This is a genomic window from Plantactinospora sp. CA-290183 (genome assembly GCF_050936375.1).
Taxonomy (GTDB): domain Bacteria; phylum Actinomycetota; class Actinomycetes; order Mycobacteriales; family Micromonosporaceae; genus Plantactinospora.
Genome location: NZ_JBNJMX010000035.1, coordinates 1 through 17,809, shown reverse-complemented (window position 1 = coordinate 17,809; position 17,809 = coordinate 1). Strand labels below are relative to the sequence as shown.

Here is a 17,809-nt window from a genome sequence, read left to right as displayed (position 1 = left end):
CGGGACCGGAACGGGCCGCAGGGGCCGAGCGCGGTGCGGGGGCCGAGCGCGGTGCGGGGGCCGAGCGTGGTGCGGGGCCGGCGCGCGGTGCAAGGCCCGAGCGCGGCGGTGCGGGATCGGAGCGCGGCACGGGACGGCGCGGACCGGATCTGGCGCCGACCGCCGAGGACCGGGACAGCGAACGCGGGCTGCGCGGGCTGGTCGGGTCCGGCGCCTCGCAGGTGAGCGTGGCGGCGGCGATGCGGGCCCGGGACGCCGCCCGACCGACCGAGGACGATCTCGCGGAGGCGACGGAGCGGCTGGTGCTGGTACGCCGCAACTGGGTGCCCCGCGAGGACCTCCCCCGCAACGGCCGCTGACCCACCCCTGCCGCCCGCCCCCGCGCCCCCCGGCTCGCTCCCCCGGCTCGCGCCCCGCCGCGCAAGATCGCCGTGATCAGGGAGCTGACAGCGGAACACGCCGGCGACACGCGCGAAGCACTCCCTGATCACGCGGATCATGGGAGGGGGCGGGCGGGGGGTTAGGGGGTGGCGGGGAGGGTGGGGAGTTCTCCGGTGCGCTCGTAGCCGGCTACCTGGGCGATGCGGCGGGCGTGCCGGTCGTTGCCGGAGAACGTGGTGGTGAGGAACGCCTCCACGATCGCGGTCGCCTCGTCCAGGGTGTGCTGCCGGGCGCCCACGGCCACCACGTTCGCGTCGTTGTGCTGCCGGGCGAGCTGGGCGGTCTCCACGCTCCAGGCGAGCGCGGCACGCACCCCGGTCACCTTGTTGGCGGCGATCTGCTCGCCGTTGCCCGAGCCGCCGATCACCACACCCAGGCTGCCCGGATCGGCCACCACCCGGGCGCCGCAGTGCAGGCAGTACGCCGGATAGTCATCATCCGGGTCGAACAGGTACGGTCCGACGTCCACCAGCTCGTACCCCTGCTTGGCCAGATGGTTGGCCAGGTGCACCTTCAGCTCGTAGCCGGCGTGGTCGGATCCCAGATAGACGCGCATACCGCGCAGTCTGTCAGCCCGCCGGGAGGACACGTCCGGCGGCACGGCGACAGCCGGACAGATCACAGCCGGAGCGGTCGGGTTCGCACCGGTGACCGCCCGGGAGCCGGAACGTCGGCCCGCCGGGCGGGTCAGGCGGGCGGGCGGATCAGGACCCGGTGGCGGCGTCCTGGCCCAGCTCGGCCAGGACCAGACCGCCCCGGGCCTTCGGGGTGAACCAGGTGCTCTTGCGGGGCATCTTCTGCCGCGCCAGGTTGACCGCGACGAAGTCCTGCACGGTCACCGGAGCGACCAGCACGGCCAGCTCGGCCCGGCCCGCGTCGACCTCGCCGGCGAGCCAGTGCGCCGGGTAGTCGCCGCCGACGTAGGTGATCCGCTTGTCCCCCGGATCGAGTCCCAGCACGTCACGGAGCAGGACCCGCTCCACCAGGGCGTGGTCCAGATTGTCCACTCCGGCCCCCGGGCCGGCCGGCAGCGTGACGTCGTACGTGGTCCCCGCGGCGTACAACTGGACGGTCCCGCCCGAGGCCGGTACGGCCGGCGGCCCGGCCACCGGCTCGACCCGGGCACCCGTCGCCCGCAGCCGTTCGATCAGCTCCTCCGGGCTGCTGGTCAACTCGCTGACCAGCCGGTTGTAGGGCTGGATCGCGACCGAGGCGGGCGTGGTGATCACGGCGAGGAAGCGCGGCAGCCCACCCGTCTGGGCGGCGAGGCTGCGGTGGTTGCCGTCCGCGACGACCAGCTCCCCGGCACCGGCCAGGGCCAGCAGTTCGTCCTGCCGGGCGCCCGGCCCGAGCAGCCAGATCGCGTGGGTACGGCCGGCCTGGTCGACGTCGGTGGCCGCCGGCGCTCCGGCGGTGTCGGTGGCCTCGGCGAGCACCCGGTGCAGAGCGTCCCCGGCGTTCCGGTCGCCCTCGCCGGTCGGCCGGCCGCCCCGGTTGCCGGTCTGCAGCAGCAGCACCGGCGAGAGCAGGTGTCCGGTCGCCTCGGCCAGCGCGACCCGCTCCCGCACCTTGGCGATGAAGACCTCCTCGTTGCGGATCACCAGGCCCGGCTCGTCCGCACTGGTGGAGATCTGGTCGGTGTCGACCATCGCGAACAGCCCGTAGGCCGGCTCCTCGTCCGCCGAGGTGATCCGGTAGAGCACCACGACCCGCTCGGCCGGCGTGTAGCTGCCGTCCGCCCTGGCCTCGGCGAGTCGCGCGGCGGCGGCCGGCAGCGCCTCGGTGAACGAGCGGCCCAGCGTCTCCGGCGCCCGGTGTGGCATCTCGATCGCCAGGGCACTCCGCGGGTTGTCCCGGATGATCCCGGTGATCTCCGCGTCGTCGGCGAACTCGTCATAGTTCTGCGCGCCGGTGCCGCCAGTGGTGATCCAGGCCCGGGCGATCGGATGCACGACCGTCATGTGCCGTGACGCTACCGGCGGCCCCGGTCGCGCTCGCGGATACCCCGCCCCTGTCCACCTCATGGGCCGCTCCCGCGTCGCCGGCCGGGTCCCGGGCCGGGCGGCCCGGGACCCGGCCGCGCTCAGTCGAAGGTCGGCCCCTCCATGCGGCTCCGCTTCACCTCGTAGAAACCGGGGGTGCCGGCCACCAGGAGTACGCCGTCCCAGAGCCGGCCGGCCGCCTCGCCCTTCGGCGCGGGGGTGACCACCGGGCCGAAGAACGCCACGGTCTGCCCGGGCACCGGGCCGGGGGCGTGGATCACCGGAGTGCCCACGTCGGTGCCGACCGGCTTCATGCCCTCGTCGTGGCTGACCCGCAGGGCCTCGTCGTACTCGGTGGAGTCGGCGGCCTCGGCCAGCGCCGGATCCAACCCCACCTCGGCGAGGGCGGCCCGGTAGAGCTCCGGACCGCGTTCCGCACCGCCCAGGTGGATCCGGTTGCCCAGTGCGGTGTAGAGCTCGCGTACGGCCGCCGAGCCGTGCGCCTGCTCGACCGCGATGCAGACCCGGACCGGCCCCCAGTTGGTGTCCAGGAATCGCCGGTAGTCCTCCGGAAGGTCCCGGCCCTCGTTCAGCACCGACAGGCTCATCACCCGGAAACGGACATCGACCGGTCGGACCCGCTCGACCTCCAGCAGCCAGCGGGAGGTGATCCAGGCCCAGGGGCAGGCCGGGTCGAAGAACATGTCAACCGCCGCGCGCTCGGACACGGTGACTCCCTTCGTCGTTCGGCGCGCCGGAACCGGCGGCACCCCCACAGATCTTCACCCCGCCAGCCGCCCCACGGCAGCGGGATGAGACCGTGACCTGGAGCACCAGTGCCACGGTTGTCGACGTGAAAGACTCGGCGTCGAGCCGTACCCGGCTCACCGCGCTCGACGGAGCGGGACGCTGTCACCGGGGCTCGACGCTGTCAACGGGGACAGCCCGCAGGGAAGACCGGATGGAGATTCACGTGCCAGGAGTTCGCAACCTGACCCAGGCCGAGGCGACGGAGCGGGGAAGGCTGCTCGACGTCACCGGCTACGACATCCGCCTGGACCTGTCGTCAGCCGGGCAGGCCGCCGACAGCCGCACGTTCCGCTCGGTCACCGAGGTGCGCTTCCGCTGCGCCGAACCGGGAGCTGACACCTTCATCGAGGTGGCCGCCGGTTCCGTACGCTCCGCGACGCTCAACGGCACCCCGGTCGACCTCTCCGGCTGGTCCGCCGAGGCCGGGCTCACCCTCACCGACCTGGCCGCCGAGAACACCCTGGTCGTCGACGCCGACTTCCTCTACTCGGCGAGCGGTCAGGGCCTGCACCGCAGCGTCGACCCGGTGGACGGCGAGACCTACCTCTACAGCCAGTTCGAGACCGCCGACGCGCAGCGGGTCTTCGCCTGCTTCGACCAGCCCGACCTGAAGAGCGTCTTCACCTGGCACGCCACGGTTCCCGCGCACTGGCGGGTGATCTCCAACATGCCGGTACGTGCCGAGGAGCCGGCCGGCGCCCAGACCCGGACGGTCCACTTCGCCGAGTCGGCGCGGATGAGCACCTACATCACCGCCCTCTGCGCCGGGCCGTACCACGAGGTCCGCCACTCGCACGACGGCATCGACATGGGCTACTTCTGCCGGGCGAGCATGGCCCCCCACCTCGACACCGAGGACCTGCACCTGATCACCTCGCAGGGCTTCGACTTCTTCCACGAGCAGTTCGGCGTCCGCTACCCGCTGCCCAAGTACGACCAGCTCTGGGTGCCCGACTTCAACGCCGGCGCGATGGAGAACTTCGGCTGCGTCACGCACGCCGAGGCGCACTACCTGTTCCGCTCGCAGGAGACCGACTTCGAGTACGAGCAGCGGGCCAACACGATCCTGCACGAGCTGGCGCACATGTGGTTCGGCGACCTGGTGACCATGCGCTGGTGGAACGACCTCTGGCTGAACGAGTCGTTCGCCGAGTGGGCCAGCCACTGGGCCAACACCCACGCGACCCGCTTCTCCGACGCGTGGACCACCTTCCTCTCGGTCCGCAAGAACTGGGGCTACCGCCAGGACCAGCTCTCCTCGACCCACCCGGTCTACTGCGAGATGCCCGACCTGGAGGCGGTCGAGGTCAACTTCGACGGCATCACGTATGCCAAGGGCGCCAGCGTGCTCAAGCAGCTCGTCGCGTACGTCGGCGAGGAACCGTTCAAGCAGGGCCTGCGCAGCTACTTCGCCCGGCACGCCTGGGGCAACGCCACCTTCGACGACCTCCTCTCCGAGCTGGAGGCGGCGTCCGGCCGGGAGCTGCGCAAGTTCGCCGCCGAGTGGCTGGAGACCGCACAGGTCAACACGCTGCGTCCCGAGCTGTCGATCGGCCCGGACGGCACCTACCAGTCGGTGGTGGTGCTCCAGGAGGCGCCGGCCGGCTACCCGACCCTGCGGACGCACCGGATCGGCGTCGGCCTCTACGACCTCACCGACGGCCGACTGGTCCGGCGGGACCGGCTCGAGGTCGACGTGACCGGGGAGCGGACCGAGCTGCCCCAGCTGACCGGGGTGGCGGCGGCGGACGTGCTGCTGCTCAACGACGACGACCTGACCTACGCCAAGCTCCGGCTGGACGGGCGGTCGATGGCGACGGTCGTGCAGCACATCGCCGGTTTCGAGTCGTCGCTGGCCCGTGGACTCTGCTGGGCCGCGGCCTGGGACATGGTCCGGGACGCCGAACTCGCCGCGCGCGACTACCTGGCGCTGGCCCTGACCGGCCTGCCGGCGGAGACCGACATCAACCTGGTCACCCAGACGCTGCGGCAGTCGGCCGCCACCCTCACCTCGTACGCCGACCCGGACTGGGCGCCGACGGGCTGGGCGGAGCTGGCCCGCACGGCCGGGACCGCCCTCCGGGCCGCCGAGCCGGGCAGCGGACTGCAACTGACCTGGGCCCGTGCCTACGCCTCCGCCGCGCGCGGCGACGCCGAACTGTCCGTGCTGCGCGACTGGCTGGACGGCGCGGAGGTGCCGACCGGGCTGACCATCGACACCGAACTGCGCTGGACGCTGCTGCGCGCGCTGGTCGCGGGTGGTGCCGCCGGGCGGGCCGAGATCGACGCCGAGCTGGCCGCCGACCGTACCGCCAGTGGCGAGCGGGAGGCGGAGCTGACCCGCGCGCTGCTGCCCACGCCGGAACACAAGGTCGAGGTGTGGCGGATCCTGACCGAGGAGGGGGGCGACCTGCCGAACTGGCGGCACCGGGCCCTGCTCCAGGGCTTCCAGCACCCGGCGCAGGTCGAGCTGACCGCGCCGTACGTGGAGCGGTTCTTCCGGGTCGTGGGTCAGGTCTGGAGCAGCCGGGACAGCGAGCCGGCGCAGGAGTTCGTGGCGCTGGCCTACCCGGCGTACCAGATCAGCGAGGACACCATCCGGGCCACCGACGAGTGGCTGGCCGAGCCGGGTCATCCCGCGCCGCTGCGCCGGCTGGTCGGCGAGGGCCGGGACGGGGTGCTGCGTGCCCTGCGGGCCCGGGCACGGGACGCCGCCGCGGCCTCCGCCTGATCGGGCGCGTCCGCCTGCTCGGGCGCCTCCGAGCTGGGGAGGTGGGTCGGTCCGTCCTCCCGGCGCGGCCGGCCCGGCACGGCGCCCGGCCAGTCGCGGGCGACCAGTAACCGGACCCCGCCGTTAGGCTTCCGGATGGAGGTGGATTCGATGGCCCAACCGCGCTACGAGTGGCATCCGCCCGAGCAGGGCTGGACCGAGGACGACCTGCTCGATCTACCCGCCGACGGGCACCGCTACGAGATCATCGACGGGAGCCTGCACGCGACACCCCCGGCGGACTTCACGCATCACGAGCTGGCGGACGAGATCCGCGCCGCGCTCCGGTCGGCGGCGCCCCGGGGATGGCGGGTGATCCGGGAGATCGGGCTGCGGGTGCCGGGCGGCAACGCGATCCCGGACCTCACCGTGCTGCGGCCGACGGCGCCGCGGGACGCGATGTGGGCCGAGCCCAGGGACGTCGCGCTGGTGGTCGAGGTGGAGTCGCCGAGCAGCCGCCGGCACGACCGGTTCACCAAACTCGGCCTGTACGCCGAGGCCGGCATCGAGTCGTACTGGCGGATCGAACGGACCGAGGCTGGTCCGGTGGCCCACCTCTATCTCCGGGCGACCGCCGGCCACTACGAGCTGCACCGCTCGGTCCCGCCCACCGGAGTGGAGCTGGTCGAGCTACCCCTTCCCCGTGCGGGTGGCCCCGGCCGGGTGGTCGGCCTGACCGGCCCGCCACACATCGGTCAGCCGGACGGGTGTCGGTGCACCGGGTGCGGACAAGCCGAGGGGTGAGCACCCGCGGCACGGGAGCGGGTGACCCGAGCCGGACGGCGGGTGCCGTCCGTGTCGGGTCAGGCGGCGCGGCCGGCCCGGGTGGCGAGCTGGTCCAGGCCGGTGACGATGCCGCCGGTCAGGTCGCCGCCGCCGAAGGCGGCCACCATCGAGAGCGCGGCGAGCTTGGCGTCCCGGTCCGGGATCCGCTTGCGCGCCTCGGCACCGGTCACGACCTCCAGCACCCGCTGGTTGGGCGAGAGGGCGATCAGCACCGCGCGGGCCGGCTCGGTCAGCTCGGCGTGCAGCCGCTGGGCGTGCTCGCGGACCGGCTCGTCCAGGCCGCCGACGTAGACGGTGAAGACGAGCCCGGTCGACTGGTCGGCCACCCGGAGCGCCTCGTCGATGCGGAGCAGCTGCCGGGTGGTGAACGGACCGTCCAGCACGTCCGGAGGCGTCGGCGCGTCGTGCCCGGTCTCGGTCTCCGGCCGGTCCTTCGTCACCTGGTCACCAGCGGTCACTTGCGCCCCCCGTCACGCCCGCGCGCACCGGCGCGCTGATGGTCTCGGTCTCACCCTGGGTCAGCTCGCGGGCCTGCGCGCCGGCCGGCAGCGCGGTCCGGGCGTTCTCGCTCAGGTGCTCGGGCGTGGAGAGGAACCACACCGGCGTGAACTCGAACGGCCGGCCCGGGCGGTAGCGCCGGGAGTTGCGGCCAGTACGGCCCGCGCTCGCCAGCGCGGCGATCACCAGTGTGGCGGCGGCCGGGATGCCGACGAAGATCAGCAACGTCTCGGAAACAGACAACCTCAACGCCCCCAGGCGGAAATGGGACCATGTGCCGGGCCGGAAAGGGCGACGATCGTTGTCAACCCACCCGACTCAGTCGTCGTTCACGGTATCGGAGGGTGGGGACCGCCAGATATCGGGGTGCCGATCCCACCCCCCGACGACCCCTTCGAGCGCGGCGGCAGCGGCGAGCAGCCGGCCGTCCTCGCCGTACCGGCCGGTCAGCAACGCACCCACCGGCAGCCCGTCCGGAGTGCTCCCGAGCGGCAGCGACACCGACGGCTGACCGGTCACGTTGAAGATCGCGCAGTACGGCGAGAACCGCCGTTGCCGGTCGAAGTCGTCCGCCGGATCGCCGGTGGCGGTGAACCAGCCGACCGGTGCCGCCGGAGCCGCCAGCGTCGGGCAGAGCAGCAGGTCACACTCCGCGGTCGCGCGTACCCCCTGCCGGACGAGGGCCTGCAACTGGGCCAGGGTCGCCATCAGCACCCCGGCCGGCACCCCGGCTCCGCGCGAGCGCAGGAACCGGGTCAGCGGCAGCAGCCGCTCCTCGGCCCCGGCCGGCACCGGCGTGAGCGCCAGCACGTACCAGATCGTCTCGAACAGCGGCCACACGTCGGGGCGTACCGGCGGGGCGACCTCGACCACCTCGTGCCCGGCGGCTTCCAGCAGGCCGGCGGCCGCGTCGACGGCGGCCCGGCAGGCCGGGTCGACCGGGGTGTCCACGAGCATCGGCGCGGTGAAGCGGCCGATCCGGAGCCGACCCGGCTCCGCCCGCCGGGCGACCGCCAGGTATCCGCCGTCGGGCGCCGGCGGCGCCAGGTAGGGCTCGCCCGGCACCGGTACGGCCATCGCGTCCAGCAGTGCCGCCACGTCCGCCACGGTCCGGCCGATCGGCCCGTGCACCGGCAGCCCGAAGGCGCCGAAGCCGAGCGGGCCGCCGGAGACGAGTCCCCGGCTCGGCTTGTAGCCGACCAGTCCGCAGAGCGCGGCCGGGATGCGCAGCGAGCCACCGCCGTCCGAGCCCTGCGCCGCCGGCACCAGGCCGGCCGCCACCGCCGCCGCCGCGCCGCCGCTGGAGCCCCCGGCGGTGCACCGCGGATCCCACGGGTTGCGGGCCGGCGGCGCCACCTCCCCCTCGGAGTAGAGCGAGCAACCCAGCTCGGAGGTGGTGGTCTTGCCGAGGCTGATCGTGCCGGCGGCCCGCAGCAGCCGTACCACGTCGGCGTCGACCGTCGGGACGAAGTCGGCGAACGCGGCCGACCCGAAGGTGGTCCGGACCCCGGCGGTGAGCGTGAGGTCCTTGATCGCGGTCGGCACCCCGTGCAGGGGTCCGCGCGCCCCGGCCGGGGCGGCGTCCGCGGCGGCGGCCTCCGCCCGGGCCCGCGACGCGGTCACCGTGACGAAGGCGCCGACCCGGTCGCCGTACGCCTCGATCCGGGCCAGGTAGTGGTCGACCAGTTCGAGGCTGCCGAGTTCACCCCGGCGGACCGCCGCCGCCTGCTCCAGCAGGGTCAGGTCGTGCGGTTGGGCCATCCCCCCATCCTGCCGCCCCGGCCCGGACGGCGGTGGGACCGACGCGTACGCCGGCCCGCTACCTGATCTCGTACGCCCGGATCACCGTCTGCCGCACGCTGTTGCCGGCCCGGTCCCGGGCGGTCGCCCGGAGCGAGACGAACCCCGGCTCCTCGGGATGGCGCAGCAGCAGTACGCCGGTGCCGCCGATCGCCACGAGCGGGGCCTCCCGCCAGGTCCGGCCGTCGTCGTGGGAGACCTCGACGGCGAACGACCGGACGGCGCCGCCCGCCGAGTCCGGCTGGTGACGCACCGAGACCGGCACCGCGAAGAGCCCGCCGGCCGGCGCCGCGTTCCGCTGGTCCAGGGTCGGGCCGAACCGCACCGCGGAGACCGGCAGCCGCACCGGCGTGGAGCCCGGCACGTGCCCGGAACGGAACGTCCAGGTGGCCTCGACCCGGGTGGAGAGCGTGAACGGCGCCCCCCGGGTGGCCGAGACCTCGACCCGGTAGTCGGCCGGCTCCGGCGGCACCTCGAACGCGCCGCCGAGCTGGTCGGTCTCGGCGATCCGGACGCCGTCGCGGTAGAGGACGAGCCCGGTCGACGAGGTGAGCGAGGCACCGGGCCGGCCGGCCCCGTCACCGAACAGCGGCGGCGCCACGGTCAGCTCGTCGCCGAGCCGGGTGAGCCAGGCCTGCGGCCAGTGCGGGCTGTCGAACGTCGGCCCGAACACCCCCTGGTTCCACTGGGTACGCAGCTGGGTGCCGGCCCGGTACGCGACCGACGGCGGCGCGACGGCCGAGATCGTCTCCGGTGGCCCGGCCCCGGTGGACCGCCACTCCTCCAGCGTCCGCTCCCAGCGCACCCCGGGCTCGGCGTTGAAGTACTCGGTGCGTTCGAACGGGGTGTCGAACGGGACCGAGGTGGACCAGGCGTTCTCGGAGACCCCCGGCCGGATTCCGAAGTCCACGGTGTGCGCCCCGATACCGGCACCGGTGGCGTCGCGCGCGTACCGGGCCCGCACCGTGGCCAGCTCCGACTCCCGCACCGCCCGGGTGAAGCCGGTGAGCATGGTGTCCGGGGCGTACCAGGCGAGGTTGTAGACGAACGGGCTGTTGTGCCGGTCCCCGTCCGCGCCGGTCCTCGCCCAGACGCTGCTGACCTTGCTCACGAACCCGTCCACCGGCCCGCCGCCGTCGAGCCGCCCCGCGTACCGGCCGGTGAAGTCGGCGCCGAGCAGGTCGAAGCCGAACACCTGGTCGGCGTCGCCCACCTCGGCGCTCAGCACGGCGAGCACCTGGGTGGCGTCCGTCCGGGGCACCGTCACCGACACCGGTCGCCCCCGGCGGGCGTCCACGCTGATCGTGGCCGGACCGGTCACGTCCAGTTCCGGTTGCGCCAGCAGACTGGCCTCGGAGTCCTCCTCGCTCCCCTCGAACACGAAGCTCATCAGCGCGTAGCGCCCCTTCGGCAGCCGGACCGTGACCCGGCCGCTCCCGTCGTACGGCCGGTACGAGGCCGGCTCGCCGTCGAGCCGGAACAGCCCGGTCAGGTACGCGCCGGTCGGCTCGCCGGCCCGGTCGAGATGGGTGAGGTCGACGTCGTAGCTCTCCAGCTCCCGGTCCACCGCGAACGGGGTCTGCACCACCAGGTCACCGGCGGTGCCGACGAGCCGGCCGGTGTAGAAGCCGTCCGGGCCGCCCAACCGGGTGTCGGCGGTGATCGAGACCTCGGCGGTGCCACCGGCCGGCACGGTCAGCGTCGGGGCGCTGAGGGTGAAGAGTCCGGCCGGTGCGGGCGCACCGTCGGGGCCGGTCGCGGTCAGCGACAGCGCCAGCGTCATCTCGGCGGCACCGCCGTTGGCGTACCGGACGGTCCTGGTCAGCGGGGTGTCGTCGGCGTGCGGCCAGCGGGCCTGGCCGAAGCCGACGCTCGGCGGTTCGGCGTGGACGGACTGGGTGACCGCCCGGGCCACGTCGACCCGGCCGGCGCCCTGCTCGTACGCGGTCAGCTCGGGGTTGGGCGCGGCGGCGGCCATCAGGGTGGCCTTGAGCGTGCCCGACGTCCACCCGGGGTGGCGCTGGGCGAGGATCGCCGCGGCGCCGGCCACGTGCGGTGCCGACATCGAGGTGCCGGAGAGCGCCTGGTAGGACTCCCCGGGCTCGCCGAGGTGGCCGTCCGCGCCGCGGGCCGCCAGGATCCCGACGCCCGGCCCGGTGATCTCCGGCTTGAGCCCGCCGTCGCCGGTCCGCGGTCCCCGGCTGGAGAAGTCCGCGAGGGCATCCTCCCGGTCCACCGCACCGACCGCGAGCGCGGCGTCGGCGCTGGCCGGGGAGCTGACCGTGCCGTCCGCGCCGAGGTTCCCGGCGGCCACCACGAAGAGGGTGCCGTACTCGGCACTGAGGGTCTGCACCGCCTGCTCGACCGGGTCCAGCTCGGGGCTGTCCGCCCCACCGAGACTGAGGTTGACCACCGCGGCGCCCTGCCGGGCCGCCCACTGCATGCCGGCGATGACCCAGGATTCGAGGCAGCCGTAGTCGACGCAGACCTTGCCGTCCAGCAGCCGCGCCCCGGGCGCCACGCCCCGGTACCTCCCGTCGGAGGCGGCACCGGTCCCGGCCACCGTCGAGGCGACGTGCGTACCGTGCCCGACCAGGTCCCGGTCGTCCTCCTCGCCCTCGGTGAAGTTGGCCCGGCCGACGACCTGACCGGCCACGTCCGGGTGCCCGGCGTCGACGCCGGTGTCCAAAACCGCCACCGTCACGCCGGTGCCGTCCAGGCCGGCCTGCCAGGCCGCGGGGGCCCCGATCCGCGGCACGCTCTGGTCCAGCGTCGGCGTACGCAGACCGTCCAGCCAGACGGTGGAGACGCCGCCGCGCAGGGTGTGCCGGCCGGCGCCTTCGGCGATACCACGCCACAGCCCGGCCAGCCCCGGCTTCCCGGCCCGGACGGCGAGCGCGCCGACCGCCGGCAGTTCCCGTACCACCCGGGCGCCCCGGGCGGCCAGGATCGCCTGGGCGGACGCCCGGTTCCCGCCGGCGGTGACGATCAGCGGAAGGTCGGCGCGCCGGTCGTCGTAGCCGAAGTCGAGCAGCGCGGTGACGTCGAAGAGCCGGGCGTCCAGCCGCCCGGCCCGCACCAGCGGCGCCGCGTCGGCCGGCAGCACGTGCAGGCGGCCGTCGGCACGCCAGGCCTGGACCGGGATGCCGGCCCGCCCCGGCGCGGGTTGCAGCGAAGCGTTCCCGTCGGCGCGGACGCTGACCCGGTCCCCGGTGATCAGGGTCACCGACCGGGCCTGCGGGCCGGTCGCGGCCGGCGACCGCGACGCCGCCGAGGAGGACGCCGCCGAGGAGAACCCGCCCGGCAGGGATCCGGCGGGCGGGGACGCCCCGCCCGCCGGGGCGGCCACGGCGGCCGACGAGATGACGAGGGCGGCGATCGTCAGACCGCCGCCCCATCGGACGGATCTCTTTCGCATGCGTCCTCCCGAGCTCCGTCGGATACCGCCGGACACTAGAGAGACCACGCGGGCCGCAGAAGGGTTGCATCGATATTTGTCGGAATCTTTCGAATCGCCCGCTACCCGTCACGCGGATCCTCCGGTCAGCGGGGCCCGGTCTCCTCGACCAGTCGGGCCAGCGCCTCGACCGCCCGCCAGCAGTCGTGGTAGGTCGAGTAGAGCGGCACCGGCGCCAGCCGGACGATGTCGGGCTGGCGGTCGTCGGCCAGCACGCCGTACTCGTGGTGCAGCCGCTTGGTCAGGTCGGCCGCGGTGCCGAGGCCGATCCGCAGCGAGAGCTGGCTGCCCCGCCGGGCCGGGTCCCGGGGGGTGACCACGGTGATCGGCCGGGTCGGGGTGATCTCGTCGAGCAGCCGCTCCAGGTAGCCGGTGAGCCGTTGCGCGCGGGCCCGCAGGGCGGCCATGCCGACCGAGTCGAAGATCTCCAGCGAGGTCCGTACCGGGGCCAGCGCCAGGATGGGCGGGTTGGAGAGCTGCCACGCCTGCGCGTCCGCCGGTGGCCGGAAGACCGGAGCCATCTCGAACCGGGTGGCCGGGGCGTTGCCCCACCAGCCCTCGAACCGGTTGACCGCCGGGTCGTCGAGGTGCCGCTGGTGCACGAAGACGCCGCCGGGCGCTCCCGGGCCGGCGTTGAGATATTTGTACGAGCACCAGGCGGCGAAGTCGACGTCCCAGCCGTGCAGGTCCAGTGGCACGTTGCCGGCGGCGTGCGCGAGGTCCCAGCCGGCCAGCGCGCCGGCCCGGTGCGCGGCCCGGGTGATCGCCGGGATGTCCATCAGCTCACCGGTGAGGTAGTTGATCCCGCCGAGCAGCACCAGCGCGACCGAGTCCCCCGCCTCGCCGAGGTAGCCGACCACGTCCTCGGTACGCAGGTGCTCCTCACCCGGCCGGGGCCGCAGCCGGACCACCGTCTCGTCCGGGTCCAGCCCGTGGTGCCGGGCCTGGCTGCGGACGGCGTAGCTGTCCGAGGGGAACGCGGAGTCCTCGATGACGATCCGGGTACGCCGTCCGGCGGGCCGGTAGAACGACACCATCAGCAGGTGCAGGTTGACCGTCAGGGCGTTCATCACCACGGTCTCGCCCGGCCGCGCGCCGACCAGCCGGGCGAGGGGCCCGGCCAGCCGCTCCTGGTACGACAGCCAGGGCCGCTCGCCGGTGAAGTGGCCCTCCACCGCCAGCCTCGCCCAGGCGTCCAGCTCGGCCAGGACCTCGTCCCGGCTCGCCCGGGGCGGCAGGCCGAGTGAGTTGCCGGCGAAGTAGGCCAGCTCGGGGTACGACCCGGGGTGTGCTCCCTCCGGCGCCGGCGGGACCTGGAAGAGGTGCCGGTGCCCGGGGTCGGCCGCGTCGAGCCGCCGTGCCTCGTCCTCGCCAGCCGTGATCATGGTGCGCCCTCCCCTGGGTCTGCGCCGGTGACGGGTCGCCGGGCGCCCGCCTGGGTGGATTCGAAAGGTGTCACATGTCCGTACGCGCCGTCCACAGCTCCGGGAACACCTCCCGGGCCATGCTCCGGCGCAGCCACGCCGCGCCCGCCGAGCCGCCGGTGCCCACCTTGGCGCCCATCGTCCGGCGCACCGCCTTGAGGTGCTGGTGACGCCACTCCTCGAACTGCTCGGCGACCTCCGCCAGCGCCTCGCCCAGCAGGCGCAGGTGGTTCTCCGGTCCGGCGTCGGCGTACACCTCGACCCAGGCCGCGGCGACCTCCTCGCTCGGCTCCACCTCCACCGAGAAGTCCCGGTCGAGCAGCCCGCCGGGTACGTCGAAGCCGCGCCGGGCCAGCAGCGCCACCACCTCGTCCCAGAGGCTCGGCTCCGCCAGGTACGCGACCAGTTCGGCGTGCACCTGCGGCTGGCGGCGGAAGGGCCGGATCACCGCGGCGTTCTTGAGTCCGAGCAGGAACTCCAGCCGCCGGTACATCGCGGACTGGAAGCCGGAGCCCTCGCCCAGCAGGTTGCGGAACCGGTTGAAGTCGGCCGGGGTCATCCAGCGCAGGCCGCGCCAGGCCGCGTTGAGCCCCTCCATGTGCAGCGCGGCCCGGCGCAGCGGGGCGAGGCCGGCCCAGACGTCGTCGTCACGGAGCCGGTCCCGGGCCACCCGCAGCTCGAAGCAGGTGAGCCCGAAGTACAGCTCCATGATCTGGCTGACCATCAGGAACGACATCTCGCCGGGATCGCGGCTCAGCGTCTGCTGGAGGCTGTGCAGGGTGCTGGCGTGCACGTAGGCGTCGTACGGGATGCGCTCGGCGAACTCCAGCGTCGGCTCGCCCCGGTTGGCCCTGGCCCGGGCGGCCCGTTCCCGGGCGGTCGCCGGTCGCACCCGGGGGCGCCGCGCCGGGTCCACCGAATGGGTGCTCTCCACGGGGCCACCTCCTCAGTTCGTCGTCCTCCGACCATGGTGCCCCGGGGAGGCCGGCAGACGGAATGCCGGATCAACGGCGATCCGCGTGAAACACCGGGTCGTTACGCGGTCGATCCGGCGGTTGGCTTAGTGTTCCGAAGGTCAGTCCGGGATCCACCCGGGCACTTCCCGAGGGCGGTCGGTGGATGGACGAGATGGACTGGGCCCTGCTCCGCGAGTTGCAGGCGGACGCCCGGCTCTCCTTCAGTGAACTGTCCCGCCGGGTGCACCTCTCCGCGCCGGCCGTGGCGGAACGGGTACGGCGGCTGGAGGAGTCCGGCGTGGTGACCGGCTATCACGCCCATGTCGACCTGTCCCGGGCCGGCCGGTCCGTGGTGGCGATGATCCGGATGTCCTGTTACGGCTCCCGGTGCATCCTGCGGGACCCGCAGGTGCCGGACTGGCCGGAGATCCTGGAAATCCACCGGATCACCGGCGACGCGTGCAGCATGCTGAAGGTCGCCACCAACTCCATCGACACCTTCGAGCAGGTCATAGACCGCCTGGCCCCGTACGGCCAGCCCTCCAGCACGATGGTCCTGTCCACCCCCCTCCCCTGGCACCCCCTCACCCCCTCTGACCACGTCTGATCCCGGTGATCAGGGAGCTGTTCCCGCGTGTCGTCGGCGTGTCGCCCCGTCAGTCCCCTGATCACGCGGATCTTGGCCGTCCGGGCCGATGCCGCGTGTGTGCTCCCGGCGGGTGGGAACACGGCTCGGGACGACGGTTCGCCGCAACGCATGGCCGGCCGGAAGGGCCGGAAGGGGGAGTCATGCACGCTGCCAGTCTCGTCGGCCGCTCGATCGCCGCCGGCGCCATCGCCACCGCCCTGGTCTCCGGGCCGCTGTTCGGGGCCGCGACGCCCGTGTCGGCCGGACCGAACACCTTCGTCGAGGTCACCCCGAACACCGCCCAGTCGGGCAGCCGGGTCAACATCCGGGCGAGCTGCGACGGCGGGAACAACCAGCAGGCGACGGTGCACTCCGACGCGTTCGGGCGGGTCATCGTACGGCCCAACAACGGCTTCCTGACCGGCTCGGTGACCATCCCCGGCAGCAAGGCGCCGGGGAGCTACGGCGTCAACCTGGAGTGCCAGAACGGCAACACCGCCACCACCACGCTCACCGTGGTGAACATGAGCCAGGGCAGCCAGGGACCGGCGGCCGGCGGGGGCGGCACGGCGAACGGCCTGGGCGGCACCCTGATCCTCGCGGGTGGCCTCGGCATCCTCGTGCTCGGCGCGACCTTCGGGCTGTTCGGCTCGCGTCGGCGCCGCGCCGGGCGCTGACCCGGGCCGACCATGACCCGTTCCACCACGGCCAACGGCCCGTGGCGGGGCCGGGCGGCCCGGTGGCGGGTGCGCGCCGACCGGTGGCGGCGGCGTACCGCCCGGGTCCTGGCCCGGGTCGCCAGCCAGGCCACCGCGGCGAGCATCACCAGCCCGGATCCGGCGGAGCGGACCCCGCCGGGCACCCTGCGCCCCGCCGTGGCGCTGGCGCCACGGCGTTCGGCCCGGGGGATCCGGGGCGCCCGCCGTCCCGGACCGGTCGCTGTCGTCACGGTGCTGCTGGGCCTGCTCGTCACGGCCTTCGGCGTGCAGAGCGTCACCGGCATCACCCTGCTCCCGACCGGCCTGGGTTTCGCCACCCAGCCGCCACCGCGCAAGTTCCCGGTGCTGGAGTCGAGCCCGCCCGTCGAGATCGACATCCGGGGTCTGGACCTGGACGCACCCGTGCATCCGGTGGGGGTGGCCGGGGACGGCACCATCGAGGTGCCGGCCTCGGACCGCCGCGACGAGGCCGGATGGTACGAGCGCAGCCCGACACCCGGTCAGTACGGTCCCTCGGTGATCGTCGGTCATGTCGACACCCGGACCGGTCCGGCCGTCTTCCACGACCTGGGCGAACTACGACCGGGCGCCAAGATCGAGGTCAGCCGGGAGGACCGGTCGGTGGCGGTCTTCCAGGTCAACTCCGTACGGCGGTTCGCCAAGTCGGCGGTGCCGGTCGACGAGGTCTACGGCGACTTCAGCCGCCCGGCCCTCCGGCTGATCACCTGCGGCGGACGCTGGGTCGGCGGCGCCACGGGGTACGCCGACAACATCGTCGTGTTCGCCTCCCTGGTCTCCGCGCGGCACCGGTGAGCCGGCTGCCGCCCCCGCTCACGCGGTCGCACCGAGCGGCGCGGTCGCGACCGTGCACGCCCGCCCGCTCAGGCGGCCTCCACCTCGCGAAGGTCCAGCCAGTCCGCCCAGCGCGGGTCCGGGGCGCGGTGCCCGAGCACCCGCCAGGCCGTCCCCTTCGGCGCGGCGGGCGAGGAGGGCAGCCGCCAGCCGAGCTCGGCGGGGGTCTTGTCGCCCTTGGTGTGGTTGCACCGCGCACAGGCCGCCACGACGTTCTCCCAGGCGTGCCGCCCACCCCGGCTGCGCGGGAAGACGTGGTCGATGGTCTCGGCCGGGCCCCGGCAGTAGACGCAGCGCCAGTTGTCGCGGGCGAAGATCGCCCGGCGGGAGAGACCGACGTGGGTCCGGTAGGGGACCCGGACGAAGCGGGTCAGCCGGACCACCGACGGCACCGGCAGCGCGTTGCGGGCGCTGTGCAGGATGCCGTCCCCGTCGGCGACGCAGACGGCCTTGGCGGAGAGCACGAGGATCGCGGCCCGACGCACCGAAACGACACACAGCGGCTCGTACGTAGCATTGAGCACCAACGCACCGGAGCCCACCGTGGGTCGTATGTCAGGCATCGTGCTCACCCTCTCGGTCGTGCTGGCGTCCGCTCCCCTGTGCCTGCCGGTGTCGACCCCGATCCGCCGGCCCGGCGGCCGGGCACGACCGGACGGGCCGCCGGTAGCGCGGCCGACGCCGGC

15 protein-coding genes and 1 pseudogene are annotated in these 17,809 nt (G+C 74.1%); 6 read left to right on the top strand and 10 right to left on the bottom strand.

Annotated features, from left to right (window positions below; all coding sequences use genetic code 11):
* Positions 1–95: 95 nt before the first annotated feature.
* Positions 96–359 (top strand): annotated as a pseudogene (locus ACQEUR_RS24245) (hypothetical protein); the annotation flags it as partial.
* 161 nt (positions 360–520) lie between these two features.
* On the opposite strand, the gene ACQEUR_RS24240 reads toward ACQEUR_RS24245, so the two are convergent.
* From ACQEUR_RS24240 to ACQEUR_RS24230, 3 genes are all read right to left on the bottom strand, one after another.
* Positions 521–997 carry a ribose-5-phosphate isomerase gene (locus ACQEUR_RS24240; RefSeq protein ID WP_433035348.1) on the bottom strand — a complete coding sequence of 159 codons (477 nt, stop codon included), beginning with the start codon at positions 995–997 and terminating at the stop codon, positions 521–523.
* A 148-nt stretch (positions 998–1,145) separates the two neighbouring features.
* Positions 1,146–2,402: a DUF1015 family protein gene (locus tag ACQEUR_RS24235; protein WP_433035345.1), complete on the bottom strand. Its 1,257-nt coding sequence runs from the start codon at positions 2,400–2,402 to the stop codon at positions 1,146–1,148.
* A gap of 122 nt (positions 2,403–2,524) precedes the next feature.
* Complete coding sequence (locus ACQEUR_RS24230) at positions 2,525–3,151, bottom strand: mycothiol-dependent nitroreductase Rv2466c family protein (protein ID WP_433035342.1); 627 nt, start codon at positions 3,149–3,151, stop codon at positions 2,525–2,527.
* A gap of 233 nt (positions 3,152–3,384) precedes the next feature.
* On the opposite strand from ACQEUR_RS24230, the gene pepN reads away from it, so the two are divergent.
* Together pepN and ACQEUR_RS24220 are read left to right on the top strand one after the other, a co-directional pair.
* On the top strand, positions 3,385–5,964 hold the full coding sequence (pepN, locus tag ACQEUR_RS24225; RefSeq protein ID WP_433035339.1) for an aminopeptidase N: 2,580 nt from the start codon (positions 3,385–3,387) through the stop codon (positions 5,962–5,964).
* Positions 5,965–6,114: 150 nt separating this feature from the next.
* On the top strand, positions 6,115–6,747 hold the full coding sequence (locus tag ACQEUR_RS24220) for a Uma2 family endonuclease (RefSeq protein ID WP_433035336.1): 633 nt from the start codon (positions 6,115–6,117) through the stop codon (positions 6,745–6,747).
* A 59-nt stretch (positions 6,748–6,806) separates the two neighbouring features.
* Here the strand turns inward: ACQEUR_RS24220 and ACQEUR_RS24215 are convergent, their stop codons facing one another.
* The 6 genes from ACQEUR_RS24215 to ACQEUR_RS24190 all read right to left on the bottom strand — a co-directional run bounded on the left by ACQEUR_RS24215 (position 6,807) and on the right by ACQEUR_RS24190 (position 14,902).
* On the bottom strand, positions 6,807–7,229 hold the full coding sequence (locus ACQEUR_RS24215) for a DUF5130 family protein (protein ID WP_433035333.1): 423 nt from the start codon (positions 7,227–7,229) through the stop codon (positions 6,807–6,809).
* Positions 7,230–7,233: 4 nt separating this feature from the next.
* On the bottom strand, positions 7,234–7,536 hold the full coding sequence (gene ctaJ / locus ACQEUR_RS24210; protein ID WP_433035331.1) for an aa3-type cytochrome oxidase subunit CtaJ: 303 nt from the start codon (positions 7,534–7,536) through the stop codon (positions 7,234–7,236).
* Between the two features lie 69 nt (positions 7,537–7,605).
* Entirely contained in the window at positions 7,606–9,048 is a 1,443-nt protein-coding gene (locus tag ACQEUR_RS24205; protein WP_433035329.1) for an amidase, read from the bottom strand.
* A gap of 58 nt (positions 9,049–9,106) precedes the next feature.
* A complete protein-coding gene (locus tag ACQEUR_RS24200; protein WP_433035326.1) occupies positions 9,107–12,505 on the bottom strand; it encodes a S8 family serine peptidase in 3,399 nt (1,132 codons plus the stop codon).
* Between the two features lie 125 nt (positions 12,506–12,630).
* A complete protein-coding gene (kynU, locus tag ACQEUR_RS24195) occupies positions 12,631–13,929 on the bottom strand; it encodes a kynureninase (protein ID WP_433035323.1) in 1,299 nt (432 codons plus the stop codon).
* A 70-nt stretch (positions 13,930–13,999) separates the two neighbouring features.
* Positions 14,000–14,902: a tryptophan 2,3-dioxygenase gene (locus ACQEUR_RS24190; RefSeq protein ID WP_433035321.1), complete on the bottom strand. Its 903-nt coding sequence runs from the start codon at positions 14,900–14,902 to the stop codon at positions 14,000–14,002.
* Between the two features lie 185 nt (positions 14,903–15,087).
* On the opposite strand from ACQEUR_RS24190, the gene ACQEUR_RS24185 reads away from it, so the two are divergent.
* The 3 genes from ACQEUR_RS24185 to ACQEUR_RS24175 all read left to right on the top strand — a co-directional run bounded on the left by ACQEUR_RS24185 (position 15,088) and on the right by ACQEUR_RS24175 (position 17,084).
* A complete protein-coding gene (locus ACQEUR_RS24185; RefSeq protein ID WP_433035318.1) occupies positions 15,088–15,531 on the top strand; it encodes an Lrp/AsnC family transcriptional regulator in 444 nt (147 codons plus the stop codon).
* Between the two features lie 182 nt (positions 15,532–15,713).
* On the top strand, positions 15,714–16,229 hold the full coding sequence (locus tag ACQEUR_RS24180; RefSeq protein WP_433035315.1) for a hypothetical protein: 516 nt from the start codon (positions 15,714–15,716) through the stop codon (positions 16,227–16,229).
* A 12-nt stretch (positions 16,230–16,241) separates the two neighbouring features.
* Positions 16,242–17,084: a class F sortase gene (locus tag ACQEUR_RS24175; RefSeq protein ID WP_433035312.1), complete on the top strand. Its 843-nt coding sequence runs from the start codon at positions 16,242–16,244 to the stop codon at positions 17,082–17,084.
* A 68-nt stretch (positions 17,085–17,152) separates the two neighbouring features.
* On the opposite strand, the gene ACQEUR_RS24170 is transcribed toward ACQEUR_RS24175, so the two are convergent.
* Positions 17,153–17,686, bottom strand: coding sequence for an HNH endonuclease (locus ACQEUR_RS24170; RefSeq protein ID WP_433035309.1), 534 nt, complete (start codon positions 17,684–17,686; stop codon positions 17,153–17,155).
* Between the last annotated feature and the right edge of the window lie 123 nt (positions 17,687–17,809).

What these genes read in the sequence shown, in the direction of transcription:
- ACQEUR_RS24240 (WP_433035348.1), bottom strand. Translation starts at nt 997, where the DNA reads ATGCGCGTCTATCTGGGATCCGACCACGCCGGCTACGAGCTGAAGGTG.
- ACQEUR_RS24235 (WP_433035345.1), bottom strand. Translation starts at nt 2,402, where the DNA reads ATGACGGTCGTGCATCCGATCGCCCGGGCCTGGATCACCACTGGCGGC.
- pepN (WP_433035339.1), top strand. Translation starts at nt 3,385, where the DNA reads ATGGAGATTCACGTGCCAGGAGTTCGCAACCTGACCCAGGCCGAGGCG.
- ACQEUR_RS24220 (WP_433035336.1), top strand. Translation starts at nt 6,115, where the DNA reads ATGGCCCAACCGCGCTACGAGTGGCATCCGCCCGAGCAGGGCTGGACC.
- ACQEUR_RS24205 (WP_433035329.1), bottom strand. Translation starts at nt 9,048, where the DNA reads ATGGCCCAACCGCACGACCTGACCCTGCTGGAGCAGGCGGCGGCGGTC.
- ACQEUR_RS24200 (WP_433035326.1), bottom strand. Translation starts at nt 12,505, where the DNA reads ATGCGAAAGAGATCCGTCCGATGGGGCGGCGGTCTGACGATCGCCGCC.
- kynU (WP_433035323.1), bottom strand. Translation starts at nt 13,929, where the DNA reads ATGATCACGGCTGGCGAGGACGAGGCACGGCGGCTCGACGCGGCCGAC.
- ACQEUR_RS24185 (WP_433035318.1), top strand. Translation starts at nt 15,088, where the DNA reads ATGGACGAGATGGACTGGGCCCTGCTCCGCGAGTTGCAGGCGGACGCC.
- ACQEUR_RS24180 (WP_433035315.1), top strand. Translation starts at nt 15,714, where the DNA reads ATGCACGCTGCCAGTCTCGTCGGCCGCTCGATCGCCGCCGGCGCCATC.
- ACQEUR_RS24175 (WP_433035312.1), top strand. Translation starts at nt 16,242, where the DNA reads ATGACCCGTTCCACCACGGCCAACGGCCCGTGGCGGGGCCGGGCGGCC.
- ACQEUR_RS24170 (WP_433035309.1), bottom strand. Translation starts at nt 17,686, where the DNA reads ATGCCTGACATACGACCCACGGTGGGCTCCGGTGCGTTGGTGCTCAAT.